The 17208-nt window shown below is 42.7% G+C and carries 15 protein-coding genes; 9 read left to right on the forward strand and 6 right to left on the reverse strand.

Going from position 1 to position 17208, the window contains the following annotated elements; translation table 11 throughout:
* The 5 genes from T530_RS13600 (at position 1) to T530_RS0105180 (ending at position 5458) form a co-directional block, all read left to right on the forward strand.
* The gene (locus tag T530_RS13600) at positions 1–846 is read left to right on the forward strand and encodes a mechanosensitive ion channel family protein (RefSeq protein WP_051537840.1); all 846 of its coding nucleotides are present in this window, start codon (positions 1–3) and stop codon (positions 844–846) included.
* Positions 839–1936, forward strand: coding sequence for a hypothetical protein (locus T530_RS0105165; RefSeq protein WP_027728113.1), 1098 nt, complete (start codon positions 839–841; stop codon positions 1934–1936). Before T530_RS13600 ends, T530_RS0105165 begins: the two co-directional genes overlap by 8 nt.
* 85 nt (positions 1937–2021) lie before the next feature.
* Positions 2022–3638: an NAD(P)/FAD-dependent oxidoreductase gene (locus T530_RS0105170; RefSeq protein WP_027728114.1), complete on the forward strand. Its 1617-nt coding sequence runs from the start codon at positions 2022–2024 to the stop codon at positions 3636–3638.
* 73 nt (positions 3639–3711) lie between these two features.
* A complete protein-coding gene (locus tag T530_RS0105175) occupies positions 3712–4491 on the forward strand; it encodes a transporter substrate-binding domain-containing protein (protein ID WP_027728115.1) in 780 nt (259 codons plus the stop codon).
* A gap of 304 nt (positions 4492–4795) precedes the next feature.
* On the forward strand, positions 4796–5458 hold the full coding sequence (locus T530_RS0105180; protein WP_027728116.1) for an amino acid ABC transporter permease: 663 nt from the start codon (positions 4796–4798) through the stop codon (positions 5456–5458).
* Between the two features lie 15 nt (positions 5459–5473).
* On the opposite strand, the gene T530_RS14675 is transcribed toward T530_RS0105180, so the two are convergent.
* From T530_RS14675 to T530_RS0105210, 6 genes are all read right to left on the reverse strand, one after another.
* Positions 5474–6226 carry a hypothetical protein gene (locus tag T530_RS14675; protein ID WP_051537841.1) on the reverse strand — a complete coding sequence of 251 codons (753 nt, stop codon included), beginning with the start codon at positions 6224–6226 and terminating at the stop codon, positions 5474–5476.
* A 76-nt stretch (positions 6227–6302) separates the two neighbouring features.
* The gene (locus T530_RS0105190; RefSeq protein WP_027728117.1) at positions 6303–8645 is read right to left on the reverse strand and encodes an MMPL family transporter; all 2343 of its coding nucleotides are present in this window, start codon (positions 8643–8645) and stop codon (positions 6303–6305) included.
* Positions 8632–9210: an outer membrane lipoprotein carrier protein LolA gene (locus T530_RS0105195; protein WP_027728118.1), complete on the reverse strand. Its 579-nt coding sequence runs from the start codon at positions 9208–9210 to the stop codon at positions 8632–8634. Before T530_RS0105195 ends, T530_RS0105190 begins: the two co-directional genes overlap by 14 nt.
* On the reverse strand, positions 9207–9632 hold the full coding sequence (locus T530_RS0105200; RefSeq protein WP_027728119.1) for a thioesterase family protein: 426 nt from the start codon (positions 9630–9632) through the stop codon (positions 9207–9209). Before T530_RS0105200 ends, T530_RS0105195 begins: the two co-directional genes overlap by 4 nt.
* A 12-nt stretch (positions 9633–9644) precedes the next feature.
* Positions 9645–10673 carry a hypothetical protein gene (locus tag T530_RS0105205; protein WP_197018246.1) on the reverse strand — a complete coding sequence of 343 codons (1029 nt, stop codon included), beginning with the start codon at positions 10671–10673 and terminating at the stop codon, positions 9645–9647.
* Positions 10663–11433, reverse strand: coding sequence for a glycosyltransferase family 2 protein (locus T530_RS0105210; protein ID WP_027728121.1), 771 nt, complete (start codon positions 11431–11433; stop codon positions 10663–10665). Before T530_RS0105210 ends, T530_RS0105205 begins: the two co-directional genes overlap by 11 nt.
* 90 nt (positions 11434–11523) lie before the next feature.
* Here T530_RS0105210 and T530_RS0105215 point away from each other — a divergent pair, with 90 nt between their 5' ends.
* The 4 genes from T530_RS0105215 to T530_RS0105230 all read left to right on the forward strand — a co-directional run bounded on the left by T530_RS0105215 (position 11524) and on the right by T530_RS0105230 (position 17166).
* Positions 11524–11790 (forward strand): phosphopantetheine-binding protein, encoded by a 267-nt coding sequence (locus tag T530_RS0105215; protein ID WP_027728122.1) that lies wholly within the window; start codon positions 11524–11526, stop codon positions 11788–11790.
* Entirely contained in the window at positions 11774–13786 is a 2013-nt protein-coding gene (locus tag T530_RS0105220; RefSeq protein WP_038073798.1) for an AMP-binding protein, read from the forward strand. Before T530_RS0105215 ends, T530_RS0105220 begins: the two co-directional genes overlap by 17 nt.
* An 83-nt stretch (positions 13787–13869) precedes the next feature.
* Positions 13870–16122, forward strand: a complete 2253-nt coding sequence (locus T530_RS0105225) for an EAL domain-containing protein (protein ID WP_027728124.1) — start codon at positions 13870–13872, stop codon at positions 16120–16122.
* 42 nt (positions 16123–16164) lie between these two features.
* On the forward strand, positions 16165–17166 hold the full coding sequence (locus tag T530_RS0105230) for a LacI family DNA-binding transcriptional regulator (RefSeq protein WP_027728125.1): 1002 nt from the start codon (positions 16165–16167) through the stop codon (positions 17164–17166).
* Positions 17167–17208: the final 42 nt, after the last annotated feature.

A 17208-nucleotide genomic window follows, 5' to 3' on the forward strand; every position in this document is an offset into this window, starting at 1 on the left:
ATGAAAGAGGAACTTGTACTTATAAAGAATGATTTTTTGAAATTTATCACGACTTCCTGGGATAAAATCGATGATTTTATTACCGTGCATTACTTTTTTGTGGGAATAAGCATTCTTCTTGTACTTTTTATCTATTATGTGATTTACCGTCTGGTTCGTAAGGGAATCCGCCAGGTAAACGAGGAAAAACTGCCAAAAGAGCGCAAGGAAATTCTGACCCGCTTTGCCCGCTATATTTTTTATTTTGCCGTTGGCGTTTATGTTCTGGGACTTTTTGGAATTAAGCTTTCTGCTATCTGGGGAGCGGCGGGAATTGCCGGAGTTGCAATCGGTTTTGCGGCTCAGACTTCTGTCAGCAATTTGATAAGCGGCATTTTTATTGTTTCGGAAAAATCGATTAAGCTTGGCGACACGATTATCATTAATGGAGTGACCGGCGTGGTTGATACAATCAGCCTGCTTTCGGTTCGCGTGCATACTCACGATAATCAGATGGTTCGCATTCCGAATTCTTCTATTATAAACTCACTTTTGACAAATAATTCCTATAATTCTTACCGCCGTTATCTGCTTAATGTCAGCGTTGCCTATGAAAGCGACCTTGCCCTTGCGATGGAAACTCTGAAAAAGGCGCCGGCCCTTTGTCCGACAGCCCGAACTGACCCGGCCCCTAATGCCTGGATCGACAGCTTTGGCGAAAGCGGAATAAACCTCATTCTTGCAATCTGGTTTGACAATTCAGATTTCCTTGCCGTAAAAACCGAAGCCTTTATTGCGGTAAAAAAAGTTTTTGATGAAGCTAAAATAGAAATTCCTTACAACAAGATTGTGGTGCACAATGCCTAACTTTTTCCAACCTTACACCTGGGACTACATGCTGGAGCGTAATCCGCCCCGCGCCTACAGCGTCGCCGACTATCACGAAATTCTCTGTCCCCGTGCTGATTATCCGGCCTTTCTGAAGCCTTACCTTGAGCTGCCTCTGCTTACCCGCCTTAAGGGCATCGGCCTTTTGTGCGGCACCGACTGGACGAAGCTTTATCGCAACCGTTTTTATTATTCGCGATTTGACCACAGCCTGGGCGTTGCCCTGATTATCTGGCATTTTACCCACGACAAGGCTCAGACAATAGCCGGCCTTTTGCACGACGTTTCAACTCCGGTTTTCAGCCACGTGAGCGATTTCCGAAAAGGAGATGCCCTTACCCAGACTGCCACCGAAGAACCAAACGAACTGCTTATCCGCGGGGATGCCGCTCTTGCCCGCCTTCTTGCGGCTGACAGCCTCACCGCCGACCAAGTCTGCGACTATCACAATTACCCGGTTGCCGACAACGAAATCCCTCAGCTCAGCGCCGACCGCCTTGAATACATGTACCCCAGCGGCATGGCTCTGGACGGCAGCTGGACTTACGAGGAAATCCGCCGCACTTATGGTGACTTGCGGGTGCTCAAAAACGAAGAGGGCCTTCCCGAGCTTGGCTTCGCGACCCCCGAAATTGCCACCGAGTACACCGAGCATTTCTGCCTCATCGGTCACATCCTCCAGCTCAACGAAGACAAGCTCTGCCTGCACATGCTGGGGCAGATAATGAACCTGGCGGTGGAAGAAGGCGTTTTGCGCGAAGAAGATTTTATGACGCTGTCAGAGCCTGAAATTATTAAAAAGATAGAAGATGAGATGACCGGCTCGCAGGAACTTAAGTCTCTTTACTGCACCTTCCGCGATATGACATCCATAGTTCATTCTCAAGGCAAGCTCGCCGGTCATTTTTGCGTAAATTTGAAGGTCAAACTCCGCTATATCAATCCGCTGGTTCAAATGCCGGACGGCTCTGTCCGCCGGATAAGAGAAGTTTCCCCTCAGGCCGATAAAATTATCAGCGACTTTTTAAGCTGGGAAGACACGCCTTTCGGCTGCGTTAAGCTTTTGTAGGCGGGCTGGGGACGCTGACAGCTGAAAGCTGGCACTCTCTCAAGTGCAGGTTGTTCCCGTTTTCAATTACAGTTATAATAGCTCTATGAAAACTCAGATTACAATTACAGTTCTGCCGGACCAAGAGCAGAACTCAAAAATCATAAATTCTAAAATTACTGCGGAGATAAAAAAATCCCCGGCCGCAAAGGAACTTGCAAAAAACGGCGGAAAGTTCGAATCACTTTTTGTAAAAAAATCGATTGATGCCCGCCACGGCCAGGTAAAGCTGCACCTTCGCTACAATGTTTTTATTGGCCAAAGCGCAGAGGCAGCTGCCCAAGACAAACTCCCGGAATGGAAACATGCAGACGGAAAAAAATCAGTTATTATAGTAGGAAGTGGTCCTGCAGGACTTTTTGCGGCTCTTAAACTTCTGGAAAAAGGCATAAAACCCGTAATCCTTGAACGTGGCGAAGAAACTTCTCAGCGCAAGCGGGATATTGCACAAATCAGCACAAAGGATAATGTAAATCCCGATTCAAACTACTGCTTTGGCGAAGGAGGGGCCGGAACTTTTTCTGACGGTAAGCTCTACACCCGCAGTAACAAGCGCGGCAACATCAATCAGATTCTGATGATTTTTAATCACTTTGGAGCAGATAAAAAAATCCTTACAGATGCCCATCCTCACATAGGAACAGACAGACTTCCTCAGGTAATCAACAATATGAGGGCCAAAATCATTGAGCTTGGCGGAGAATTCCATTTTAATACCCGCGTTACAGAGCTTATCACTCAGGGAGAATGCGGGACAAAGCCTGTCGTAAAAGGTGTGTGTGCCCAGAATACAAAAAGTGGCGAAACTTCAGAATATTTTGGAGACTCCGTAATTCTTGCAACCGGTCATTCAGCCGGTGATATTTATCAGATGATTGCAAAGGCTGCTCCACAGGCTCTGGAAGCAAAAACCTTTGCAGTTGGAGTCCGGGTAGAGCATCCTCGGGTTTTGATTGATGCAATTCAGTATCATGGAAAACTTGATACAAATCTTGGAGCCGCAGAATACCGCGTAACAACCCAGGTTGATGAGCGCGGAGTTTATTCCTTCTGCATGTGCCCCGGCGGTTTTGTAGTTCCATCTGCCTCAGGCCCGGATGAAATCGTCGTAAACGGAATGTCGGCCGCAGCCCGCAATTCAAAATGGTCAAATGCGGCGATTGTAGTTGAAGTTCGCCCGGAAGATATTCCACAAAAGTTTAAGGATGCCGCTAAAAAGGACGGATGTCCTCAGCTGGCAGGCCTTTACTTTAGAACCGAGCTTGAAAAGCTGGCTTTCAAAAACGGAAAGGGGCAGGCGGCACCGGCTCAGCGTCTTTCTGACTTTCTGGAAAATAAAGAGTCATCGGACTTACCGCCATCAAGTTACACCGCAGGCCTTGTAAGTTCAAATCTCAATAAGTGGATTCCGGCTTTTATTGCAGACCGCCTTGCAAAAGGCTTCCGCCAGATAAACAAAAATATGAAAGGCTTTATCTGCCCTGATGCCCTTATGATTGCAATGGAAACCAGAACCAGCACTCCTGTAAGAATTGTCCGTGACAAGGAAAGCTTTGAATGTACTGCCCTTAAAAATCTTTACCCTTGCGGCGAAGGCAGCGGATATTCCGGCGGAATTGTTTCCAGCGCAATGGACGGAGTTGCCGCTGCAGGGAAACTCTAACTCCAAATTTTAATATTGTCGAAGTTCTTTAATATTGTTAAAATTATGCATCACGTTTTAGAGGAGTGAACACATGAAAAAAATCGTTGCTTTGGCTGCTTTGACAGCTGTGATTTCTGGTATGGCCTTTGCTAAACCTAAAAAAGTTGAAATTAATTCAGTTGCTGATCTTGAAGGAAAAAAGATTGGTGTTCAGGCTGGTACAACAGGTGAACTTTATGTTCAGGAAGAAGTTCCTGGCGCAAAACTTTCTTCATTCAAGAGCGGTATGGATGCTGCTTTGGACTTGAAGAATGGCGCTATTGATGCTGTTGTTCTTGATGAACTTCCTGCAGAGCAGATTGTAAAACGTAATCCTAAACTTAAGATTATCCGCGACCCATATTTTGCTGCAAATAAAGAAGAATATGCTATTGCCATCAAAAAAGGTAATACAGAACTCTTGAATACTATCAACGCAACAATCGCAGAAATGAAGAAAAACGGCGAATACGAAGCTCTTGTTGCTGCATTCATGCCGGCCGACGGAAACATTACAATTCCAGCTGCAAAAAATGCAAAAAGCGCTAAAAAACTTAAGCTTGGAACAAATGCTTCATTTCCACCATTTGAATATGTTGAAGGAACAGGCATTGTAGGTTTTGATATTACTATGGGACAGAAAATTGCAGAAAAAGCATCTTCTTCTCTTGAAGTAATTGATATGGCTTTTGACAGCCTTATTCCAGCTTTGCAGGCAGGAACAATTGATTTTATTGCTGCAGGTATGTCTGTTACAGAAGAACGCAAAAAGAACGTAGATTTTTCTGATCCATATTTTGCTTCTGAACAGGTTATTATTGTAAGAAAATAGCTTAGTTTAAAAGGCAAAAATAGCTTCCGGTCACAAAACGTGTAACAAAACCGCGCGATATCGCGCTACACGTTGATTGTGGTAAAGAAACTATAGAATTGGCCGCTCTCGCGGCCGCCACAATCAAAGTGTTTTTGTCACACGCTTTGCTCCCTCGCGCTATTTTTGCCTTTGACAATGCCTTCTATCCGCGATATCTCGCGGTTTTGTCCTGTACTTTGTGACTGGCAGCCATTTTTGCATTTTAAACACAACTTTTACAATAACTTCCTTTTAATTGCAAAATCCGCTATAATCTAAATCTATGTTTCAATCAATTTACGACACAATGATTGCAGGCCAGCGCTGGCTTTTGATTTTAAGCGGTCTGAAAATTACACTTTTAATTGCTTTTTTCGCTATTCTTATCGGAACTGTTCTGGGGTGTACATTTGCCCTGATGAAGGTTTCAAGCAATAAAATTCTTCGTGCAATTGCCAATGTTTACACAACTGTTTTGCGTGGTATTCCTCTTGCAACTCAGCTGATGATTTTTTATTTTGTTGTTTTTGCACCGCTTGGCTGGGACAGACTTCTGGTTGCTATTATTTCTTACGGTATTAACTCAGGTGCCTACTGTACAGAAATTTTCCGCGCTGGAATTCAGGGTGTAGACCATGGTCAGACAGAAGCCGGCCGTTCTCTTGGCTTGAGCAAGTGGCAGACCCTTTCAAAAATCGTTCTTCCGCAGGCAATGAAGGCTGTACTTCCAACTTATACCAGTGAATTCATTGTTTTGATTAAGGAAACTTCAGTTGCAAGCTTTATCGCCGTTACAGACCTTACAAAATCCGGCGATATGATTCGAAACGCAACCTACAACGCATGGATTCCGCTTCTTACCTGTGCAATCATCTATTTGATTTTGACTTTGGGCTTAACAAAACTCTTTGCCACCTTTGAAGGCAAAATGGCAAGAAGCAATTAAAACCTAAGCACCTGCTTATTTACTAACTTTGTACTGCAGCAAGAGCAGGTGCAGTTCTTCCAGTTTTTTTACACCAAAAATCTTAAATAATTCAGAAAAATCTTTTTTTACAGTAGAAATACTCACAAAATATTTTTCACTCAAATCTTTGTAAGTGCAGTTTTCGTGAAGGTTATCAAGAACAAAATCCATCTGACGCTCAGAAAGCTTGTAATCAGTCAGATGAAGCGGCTCTCCCGGCTTTTCCTTAATCACCGAATTACTCTTTGTTTCAGCCGGCAGGAAGCAGGAAAGCTTTGTTCTTAAAATATCATAAATCCAGTAGAAAAATGCCATGTAAAAGAATGAAGAGGCAAGCCCCAAAAATACATGAACCCAGCCAAGTTTTGCGCAGGCCAGAATTGAAAGCAGGTGAATTATCACAAGAGGAATGATTTTTGCTGCAGGCCGGCTTGTAAACTGTTCTTTTACGAACATAAGGATAAGCATTGCGTAAAAAAGGAAAACACCAAGCTGTGTGTAGCCGGTCATAACCGTAAGAACACTTTCGGTAAGAATAATGATGACTTCGAGTAAAATTATTGGTTCAATGAGTGTGATAATAGAAAGGGAAAAGGCAACTGCATGTGTAACAGTTACAACTTTCTGAGAAGTAATTAATGTCTGATACCTGAGCGGTAAAACTAAGCTGGCTAGAAAAGCAACAAGCAGAAATACCGTTGAAAAAAATAAGAAAACTCTCTCCGGATTAGTCCGGATATTCTTCATATCATAAGTATAAAGGATTAGTGGGAAAAGACAAGCGGGAAAATATCTTTTTAAAGTAAAATTTATGCAGTAAAAATTACATCATTGTCGCGATAAAGGCTGCGGTAAGGCCAGTGAAAATTGCTAGCCCAATCGAATGAACCGGCACAAAGCTGCTGAGGGCCAGTGCCCCGAAGGAAATGGCAGTTGTCAGGAAAGAAAGTATGATTGCCGTGCGTTCCAGGCGGCCGCCCTTGTGCTGTGTCATATAAATTATGTAGTCAATTCCAAGTCCGAAAACCAGGATAATTCCAGTTATGCAGAAAAAGTCTATCGGAGTGCCGCTTGCCGTAAAGACAGCGAGAATCGAAATCAGACTGAAAAGAGGAACAAGGGCAATTTTTAAGGTCTGGCGGACATTAAAAAAGAGCCGGAGGACAATCAAAATGATGATGTAGGCAATTGTCAGCATCAATAAAATCATTTTTGAAAGGCGGTCCAGGCCTGCGCTGATTTGTGAAACCTTGTTCTGATAGAAAATTCCGTCTTCCGGGGCAGCAAGGCTTTCCAAAGTGGCAGTTGGCAGGTTTTCTGTAGGCATAAAGACTGAATAGAAACGTCCGTCGATTTTTCCCAGCCAGAGCATTTTTACAAGGCTTTCCAGCTGTGGCGGAAGCGGGCTTTCAAGGCTCAGGAAATCTGCGTCATCAATCTTTTTCAGGATTTCTTTCTGTCTGACTTCCGGCTTTTCAAAATCAAGGATTTCAAACTGAGAAAGGCATTCCTGCGATGCTGTAAGAGTTCGGCAGGCTTCTATAGAAAGCCTCTGACTTTTTTCTGACGGAATAAGACGGGAAGTACAGATATATTTTTTATTGAAGTTGCCCTCTGAGGCAGTTTTTATCTGGTAAAGGGCAGAGAAAGCTTCTTCTTTCTGCAAAAGTTCTTCTTCCGAGCCGGCTTCAAGGATGAACCAGCTGGACGGAGTGTAATTCAGCACCTGGGATGCAAGAATTGTGTCACTTTTTAGGCGGCCCTGCATCTTGTAGAGATTTGACAGATTATTTTTTATCGCAAGATTTTTGAGATTTAGGGCGATAAGTGCGGCAGGCAAAATTAAAATAACAAGAAAGACCTTGCGGGGCAGAGCGGGACAAAGTGCAGGCTTGAAAGAAGGAATAAATCTTTTCTCATCATCTTGAATTCTAAAAATTGGATAGACCCATAAAACTGTCAGGAAGGATGACAGAATGCCGGTAAAAGAAAAAAGAGCCATCTGGCGCAGAAGAGGGAAGGGTGCAAAAATCAGAAGGAAGTAACAGAGTTCCGTGCTGGCAAGAGAAAGTGTAAGGCCTTTTTTAAGGAAGTTTTTGATTTCCTGACCGCTGGCAAGGTCGCGGTTAGCTTTCCAGTTTACAAAAAAGTGCAGGCTGTAGTCGATGCAGGAGCCGATTAGCGAAGTTCCAAAAACCAGGGTTAGCGCGTGAATGTGCCCGAAAACCGCGGAGGTGACGCTGAAGGCAAAGGCAATCGAAAGAAGAATCGAGGTAAAGGCGGCGGCAATGGGGAGAGGATTTCTGAAAGTGAAAATCAGCATGGCAAGAACTGCAAACAAAGAGACCAGGCTTATAAGAGTGATTTCCCGGCTGGCGTTTGTCGAGCTTTTGTGACTGTGAAATGGCGTTCCGGAAAAAACAAAGCGGGCTGGAGAGCTGCCGTCTGAAGCGGCGTCTTCCAGCGGCAGGCAGACGTCATAAATCAGCTGAACGCCGTTGTTCTTTTGGGCAAGGGCGGCGCCTTTGTCTGTAAGCAGGCCCTGAATCATTACAAAGCATTGACCTTCCCATTCGCAGGCCAGCACTCCATCCCTCAGGCTCATGTTTGTGCCGCTGTCTTGCAAAAGCTGCAGAAAAGTCCGCAGGTTTATCTCGTCAAGAAAAAATGGATCTTCCTCAAGATTATCCAGACTGGCAAGCGAAAATCCGCCGAAAATATTTGTCAGCGTTTCTTCGGCAAAATCAGCCCGGCCTTCCTCAGTCTGCAGCTGCGCGGCTGTTTCAGGGCTAAGCAGATTCCAGCGGTAGGCCTGTAAAAAATCCAGGACAGCGGCATAGCCTTCAGAATCCGGGTAGAGGGTAAGGCTTTCAAAAAAATCCGGGAAGGCAGGCTCTTCTATAAGCGCCCGGTAAGCCACCTCTGCATTTTTCTTCGCCGTTGTAAAGTCGCTGCTTTGGCTGAGAATAAAAACTGATTTTCCGCTGTTTCCCGTAAGCTTTTTGTCTGCAATTTCCAGCGCCTCTGACGACGCTGTGTTAGGAATCATCGAAAATAAATCTGAAGTTATAAAAAATCTTCCGCAGGCCGCAGAAATCCCGAAGGCGGCAAAAGCTGCAAGGTGAATGAGAAGAAATAAAAATAGCGGAAGATTATGCTTTTTCATGGTTCAAAAACTCGTAAAGAATTGAATCTCCGTTTGCAAGAATACTTTCCATAGAAAGCATGTAATCAAGGTTTCCTGTAAGGATTATTCTGCTGACTGCCTGGGCAATTGTGCTGTCACGCGGAGTAAGAATTGTCTTCCAATGCGCAGGATTATCTCCCAGGCTTCCGTCAAAATCAATCAGAAAATATTCCTGAAGCTGCTCACGATTTCCGGCAAAGAGGCTTGCCATCATTTTTGAAATCAGGGTGAAAACCTGGCTCTGACTGCTGTCTAAAACCGTCTCCTTTCCCCTTGAGTCGGTCGTAGTGATTTTTCCCTTTGTGATTGTAACGGTATTTTTCACTGGCTTTTGTGTCTGCCAGACTATTTCACCATTTCCTACTGTGAAAATTCCGCTTGATTTAAGGCTGCGGCCGTTTGAGGCAATCCTTCTTTTCTGTACAAAGTCGCCTTTTATCTGACTTTCAGGGCTCATAACGGAACATGCCTGCTCAAAAGTGGCAGAAAAAATTGAGGTTCCCGCAAATAGACATAAAATCAGCGAAAGAAGTATTTTTTTCATTTTCCTTCCATATATTTTCTAACGTTATCAATAAAAATCTGAGGGCAGACAATTGATGATTCGCTTGTTGCAATGCTCATAGCCATCTGGGTGCTTTCTGCCTTTGTGCAGAGTTCGCCAGTTTTTGCATTGTAGATTTCATATTTGATTTTGATGCAGTTTTCGTATTCTGTAAGATAGGAAACGACGCGGGCTGTGTCTCCGAATCTGAGGGAACGCACGTATTTGAGCTTCATATCTACAACCGGGAAGGCGGTTCCGCATTTTTCCATTTCAAGGTAACCGAAGTTTACGCTGTCCAAAAGAGCGCAGCGGGCCTTTTCCATATATTTTACATAATTTCCGTGCCAGACAACCCGCATTGTATCCACGTCGTAGAATTCTACCGGAAAAATGATTTCGTTTTTTACAAAGTATTCCATATTTTCTCCAAATTACCAGAAGTCAAAGAAATTATACCACTGATATGGGTACATTAAGCAAAAGACTTCCATTATTTTTATGTAGTCATTTGCCAGTTCCCTGATTTTTTCTTCGCGTTCTTTGCGGCTGCAGTCAAAAGTGATTTTTGATTTTATCAGATTTACCACATAGGTCGGATCAAAACCTTCCTGCTGCTTTCTCATTGAAAAAATAAAGAAGGTCGGGCAGTTTAAAAGCGCCGCAATTAAAAAAGGACCGTATGGAATCTTTGCAGGCTTTCCTAAAAAGTTTACTTCAAGGCTGCGGCTGGTGTTTGTTGCAGCCAGGCGGTCTGCCGAAATTATAACAAGGCCGCCCTGGTCGATTGTGTCCTGCATGATTCCGATAGTTGCCATGGAAATATCATCCGAAGCGATTACGTTCATTTTTGCGTTTGCGTTCAGGTTTTCGATCAGATTATTGAAATTCTGGGTTACCTTCTGGTCCATAATGATTGAAACCGGAATCTGATGGTCGAAGTTTTCGCCAAAGCTCAGGATGCTTCTGAAAAGTTCAATGTTTCCCAGATGAGAGCAGATAAGCATGCAGCCTTTCTTGCTTTTCAAAAGGCTTTTTACTTCTTCATTGTTTGCAACAAGTCCCGTGTTTCCAACCTTTCCATTTGCAAATTCAATAAAATCCATGCCGGTTTTCCCGGTCCAGCCTTCAATTTTTTCTACCAGGCTTGTAGCAAAGGAAGTGATATGGCGGTAAGTGTTGGGACGGGCCGGCAGCTTTGAAATGTCGGCATCCTTCAATTCCAGCGGAAGATTTTTTGAAAATTCTATGAGATTTCTCTGATAGAGGCTGGAATAATTACGCGCCCACTTTGTAAAAGCCCAGTAAAAAAGGGAAACAAAGCGGGTTAATGCAACGAGCACGCGGTGGGGAAAAATCCGCACCAGAAAGGCTGTAAAGGCAAGCGAACGACCAGATTTTGAAACTTCATGGATATTTTTCCAGCTGGCGGTCGGAGAAGAAGAGGTGGTTCTATTTGTCATCTGGTTTTCCATTGAATTTTCTTTTTAGCGCAAAATAAATCAGTTTTGGAAGCCGCAAAATCATACCGAAAAAGAGGCGTGAAAAGGTAAGCGAAATTGCAATATTATCTTTTATGATGTGAAAATTGCTGATTCCATCTTTCGGGTAGGAAACTTTAACCGGCAGGTTAAAAAGGGGCACTCCCATCCACAAATAATGCACCAGAATATCAGAATCATAGCCCATGCGGCGGTGAATAAGGGCATGGCGGCGGAGAAACTTTGCATAAGGTTTCAGAGGATAAATCCTGAAGCCGCAAAGTACATCTGCCGGTGAAAAATTAAGGCTTACTATTCCTGTCCAGAAAATAGAAAGCTTTCGGCCGTTTATTCTGTTTGCCGGAGCTGAAGTGTCGTATTCCGGGTAGCCGTTTATAAGCGCCTCCGGATGTTTTTGGCTGAGTTCTAAAAATGACTGGCAGGCGCTGCAATCGTGCTGGCCGTCCGCATCAATCTGAAATACGTGTGTGAGCCCCATTTCAAGGGCTTTTTTGACGCCGCGGCTCATTGCAAGACCTTTTCCTGCATTTTTGCTGTATGAAACAAGAGAAACAAGTGGATATTTTTCAGCGCATTCCAGAATCTGAGCCTTATTCTGCTCATCATTTCCATCATCTATGATAATAATTGGAAAAGCAAAGTGTAAAAGGCTGTTCACAACTCCTTCAATTGTAGAGCCGTGTCTGTAAACCGGAATGATAAAACCGGGCTTAAAATTCAAAGTACATGTATTATACTGTCTTTTATATAAAAAGTAAAAAAGTTTGAAGTCTGTTTGCCCAAACTTTACTTTGCATATATAATTAAATTTATGGACGAATTGAAACAGCAGATTAAAGAGATAATTATCAGCTCCTTGCAGCTTGAAGATATTGAGCCAGATGACATTGTAGATTCAGAGCCTTTATTCAACGAAGGTCTTGGTCTTGATTCAATTGATTCTCTTGAACTTGGCGTTGCCCTTAAAAAGAAATTCGGTGTAAAATTTTCGTCTGAAAATGAAGATAACCGAACTTATTTTGCAAGCGTAAATGCCCTTGCAGATTTTATAAAAGCCAAGCGTGAAGAAGCTAATTAAAATCCTTTTTTACATTATCTCAGTACTCTATCCGGTAATGATTTTCACTTTTCTGGTGATTTTTAAATTACCGGTAAGAATAATTTCTCTTTGTGTGATTGCGCTTGCGCTGGCTTTCTTTTTGAGCGCTACGGGGGCGTCTAACTCCGCCACAAAAGATGGAGACTCGGAAGGGGATGCCAGCGTAAGCGCCTCATCTTTTACTATTAAACCAGTCATTACGGCTTCTCTTTTGCTGGCGTCTGGGCTTGCCTGTTTTTTGACTAATCAGACACTTTTTCTGAGGATGTATGCCGTCGTTATCAGCGTCATGATGCTGGTGACTTTTGGCTCGACGCTGATTTTTCCGCCAAATATCATTTATCGTTTTGCCTGCCTTTCTGACCGCAGCATTCCTTCTTCCCTTGAGCATAAAGAAGTTGAGCATTATTGCCGCAAGGTTTGCATTGTCTGGTGCATTTTTTTTATTGTAAACGGCGGAATTTCTTTTTATACGGCCTTTTTTTCAAGTGAGCAGGTCTGGGCAATTTATAACGGGGGAATTTCTTACATTTTAATGGGGCTTTTATTTGGAATTGAGTTTATAATAAGAAAGGGAGTAAATAAAAAAATGTCAAAAACACATCCAATCACGAAATTTAATGCTTCTTCTTTTAGTGATGACCATATCATCAGTTTTGAAGGAAAATGGAGCGATAAGAAATATAAAACCTGGCTTGATTTTTTGAAGGCGACTGCAAAAATTAGGGCCTTTATTGGATCCCGGCCGGCTGAAAAGTGGATTTTGCACTGCGAGGATTACTGGCTTTTTACTGTAACCTTTGTGGCTCTGCTTCAGTGTAAAAAAACAGTTCTTTTGACCCAGAATATTACCGAAGGATTTTTGAAGGAAATCTGGACTGAAGGAATCGGATTTTTTACAGACCAGAAGGTTTCCGGGGCGGAAGATATACGCGGAATCCTTAAGGCCAGCGCAGAGCCGGACCAGGCTGAAATCAGAAAAACCCCTAAAATAGATGCTGACGGCACAAAAATCATTATGTTTACCTCGGGAAGTACCGGTAAGCCTAAGGGGGTTGAGCAGCGAATGACCGAGTTTGAACTTGATAATGCCTTTATCATTTCAAAGTGGGGCGAAGAGTTTTTGAGCAGAAAGCTTGTTGCCACTGTAAGTCAGCATCATATTTACGGCTTTTTGTTTACGGTTTCCCTTCCATTTACGCTTGGCGTTCCTGTCCGACGTAAGCGCATTGAATTCCCGGAAGAATTTGCAACTCTAAATGATGATAAATATATGATTATTGCGACTCCGGCCTTCTTAAAGCGCTGTGTTGAAATTGAAGGAAAACTTCCTCTTGATGACTCTTTTATTTTTACCAGCGGCGGACTTTTGACCTACGAGGTTGCAGAAAAATCTGCCCGTACTTTTGGCTTCTGGCCGGTTGAAGTTTACGGTTCTACAGAAACCAGCGGAATTGCCTGGAGACGCAGTAAAAATGGCCAGGAATGGACTCCTTTTGATAACGCAAAAATCTGGCTTGGCGATGACGGCTGTCTCCGTATTATTTCTCCATATATTAAAAATCCTGAAGGCTTTGCTACTGCCGACCTTGCGGAAATGCTGCCAGACGGACGCTTCCTGCTTAAAGGCCGCAGTGATTCTATTGTAAAAATAGAAGAAAAACGCATTTCCATGACGGAAGTTGAAAACCGTATTCTTGACAGCGGACTTGTAAGCGACGTAAAGGTTATTGCCATGGAAGACAGACGTCAGTATCTTGCGGCGGCAATTGAACTGAATGCCCAGGGAAAGGCAAAATTTGCAGACTGCAAAAAGCTTGAAATAAACAAATTCTTCCATAAATATCTGATGCAGTATTTTGAAAATGTCGTAATTCCAAAAAAATGGCGTTTTCTGGATAAATTACCGACAGACGTGCAGGGTAAAAAGCATAAAGAAGATATTAAGGCCTTATTTTTACAGAGCGAAGCCTGATTTTTTATAATTATTTGTTAAAAAATCACATAAAAAAATTTCTCTTATATCAAAACATGGTGTAAACTGAATGTTGAGGTTTTATGGGAAATAAGCTGAATCCGAAGGTTATAAAATATATTTTCACAGCTGTACTTTCTGCGGTTGCCAGTATTCTGATTGTACTTGTTACCTCAACTTTCTCTAAAAAAATCATGTCCTTTTACCGCAGGAATTCCTTTGAAACAACCAAGCTTATTGCGGATGGTTATGCGAAACTTGCGAATGAAAGGCTTAATTCTTATTTTGCTGTCCTGGATACCCTCTATGATGAAGAAGTTTTCTCAAAGGGTTCTTCCTTAGATATTATTTATCACATCAATAAGAATAAGAGTAAAATACCGTCGGAATTTCTTGATGTATTTTATTTTGATTTTGATGGTGTCGCTACCGATATTCACGGAAACACTCAGTATGTTACAGACCGGGCTTACTATAATGCTATAGTTTATTCAGGTTCAAAAAGCTTTATTACTGCAGCTCAGAGTTCAAAAGTAGACGGCAAGTACATTTTTATGATGGTAAAGGCTGTCTATGATAAGAATGCAAGGCTAAAAGGCGGCTATGGCTGTGCTGTAGATTTGTATCAGTTTGAAGAAATTTTCCAGAATGCAAATATTATTCAAAGGGGTTCTATCAGTATCATTGATAGATACGGAAAATTTATTATCCATAAAAATCATGAGATGATTTCTAAGTCTTACTCCGAGGATGATAAGCGTTACGCCCGCATTGCTACAACAAGTCTTGCAAAAAAGAAATCAGGAATTGAAAGTTTTAGGGATGAAAAAGGAATTCCTGTTACAATTTTCTATAGTTATATAAAAATTCCTGCCTGGGTTCTATGTTTTACCCTTCCTGATGAAAACATGCTGGTAATTCAGCGTAAGCAAATTCTTATAAATATCATAACAATTCTCTGCTGTGTTATTCTTTTGTTTACACTCTTCTTCGGCGAGTTTATGACAATTGAATTATTCCAGAGAAAATCCCTTATCTTCGTTGATTTTGATCCTCTTACCGGACTCTGGTCTTTGGATCGCTTTGAGCATGAAGCTGATAAAATGATTTCCCGTCATAAAAAAGAGAAATTCTTCCTGCTTGATATAGATATTCTTGGATACAAATTTATCAGTCAGAATCATGGGGATGCAGAACTTAAAAAGATACTGAAATTTCTTTCACGCGAAGTAAAAAAGGTTGCTGATGAAAATCAGGGAGTCTGCTGCCGTGGAGACAGTGACCATTTCTTTATGTTCTTTATAATCACTTCTGTACAGCAGGCTATGCGCGTATTTAAGATGATTGCAAGAAAGGAAAATAATATTACAGATTCCTATAAAATTCCTTTTGCCCTTAAATTCGGAGTTGCCTTCCATCTGCCGGAAGAAAAATATAAGGGAATCTCAACACACGTTTTGATTAATCAGGCGTCTATTGCAAAAAAGAACCTTCATAAAGATGGTGATCTGCTTTATGCAATTTACGATTCAAAATTCCTTAAACGCATTCAGACGGAATATTTTCTGGAAAGCCAGTCAGAAAAGGCTCTTGCAAATCATGATTTTTTTGTACTTTATCAACCAAAAATCAGCCTGAAGGATGAAAAAATTATTGGTGCAGAGGCGCTTGTTCGCTGGCAGCATCCGGAACGCGGCGTAATTCCGCCAAATGATTTTATTCCGCTTTTTGAACGCACTGGCTTTGTTACTAAGGTAGACTTCTTTGTTTATGAAGAAGTTTTGAAGTTCCTTGATGCCCGCTTACGTGCCGGACTTCCTGTAGTTCAGGTCAGCGTAAATATGAGCCGAAACCACAATAAGCCTGAAAAATTCATGGAAGATTTTCTTGCTGTCTTTAATAAATACAATGTACCTGCAAAATATATTCAGGTTGAAATTATTGAACGCTCCTTTGCCGAAAACCGTATTCTTGCAGAAATTACTACCCGTCTGCATCAGAACGGCTTTACTGTTGCCATGGATGATTTTGGTACTGGTGAAAGTTCCCTTTCCATGCTTACCCAGGTGCCTATTGATGTCCTTAAGTTTGACCGAAGCTTCCTGCTTTCTTCTACCAATTCTAACGGCGAAATTGACAGGCGCTCGGCGGCCTTTATCGAATCCTTTATCGGGCTCAGTAAGCGCCTTGATAAAGAGACGGTTTTTGAAGGTGTTGAAACTGAAAGCCAGAGAGACTTCCTTCGCGTAATCGACTGTGACTGTGTTCAGGGCTATCTCTATTCACGTCCTTTGAGCCAGACTGATTTTGAAAAATTTATTGAAACACATATTTAGGAAACTTTTTATAAAGTTCTTAATGAAGTAGAATATTGATTTATGGAAAACAAACAGGTTACACAAAACGATGTTGCCCGCGAGGCGGGCGTTACCCGAAGCATGGTCAGTTACGTTATTAACGGAACTGAGGGGCGTTCAGTTGCGCCAGAAACCCGCCAGCGTATTCTTGAAGTTATTGACCGGCTGGGCTACCGTCCCAACAAGGCGGCACAGGTTTTGCAGCAGGGTGAAGTTGCTTTTGCTTCTAAGCGGATTGGTGTTGTTTTGCGTGACCCGGATATGTTTCGTCGTCCTTACTATGCGGAGATTTTAGCCGGTATTCATACGGCGGCCCATGAACATAATTATAAGGTTTCCTTTATCCGCTTTTTTGAAGAGTTCAAAGATCCTGTTTTGTTTAATGAACTTGTCCACGAAGAAGAAATCGGCGGCTTGATTTTGATTGCCACCGACCAGTGCATTAAAGGGGCAGAAGACAACCGTCTTGTTCAGCGGATGAAAGAGCGCATACAAAAAGTTGTCTGCGTGGACTGGAAGTTTGACGGACTTTCTAGCGTCACTTTCGACCGCCGCGATGCCGCAAAAAAAGCTGCGGCTTATGTCATTGAAAAAGGCTACACCGATCTTTCTTATATCGGGGAACTTGATAACCGAGTAGACGGCATTGAAGATGTGATTGTTTCAAAGTGCCAGGTTTTCGGGGCATTTGATATGAAGGGCGGTTATGAAGCTGTTGCAGAAATTCAAAATAGCGGTCGTTTTCCTCGTGCTATTGTCTGTGGTTCTGATGAAGTTGCCTATGGAGTTTTGTGCCACCTGAACAAGCTGAACATTTCTGTCCCGGCTCAGGTTGCCGTAATAAGTATAGATGACCTTGAAGCCTCTTCCTACATCACGCCGCCGCTTACTACGGTAAACGTGCAGAAGCAGGGCATGGGAAGGAAGGCTGTAGAACTGATTGTGAGCGGGACAGCAGGGCAGGGAGAAAAGGCCCTGAACATTGAGTTGCCGACAGAATTAATTACAAGGGTGAGTGCCTAGTCTAGAAAAAAAGCGCTGCGGAGGTTCGTGATTTGCGACGCT

Origin of the sequence: Treponema sp. C6A8, assembly GCF_000619925.1 — a bacterium.
In the GTDB taxonomy this organism is placed as follows: Bacteria; Spirochaetota; Spirochaetia; order Treponematales; family Treponemataceae; genus Treponema_D.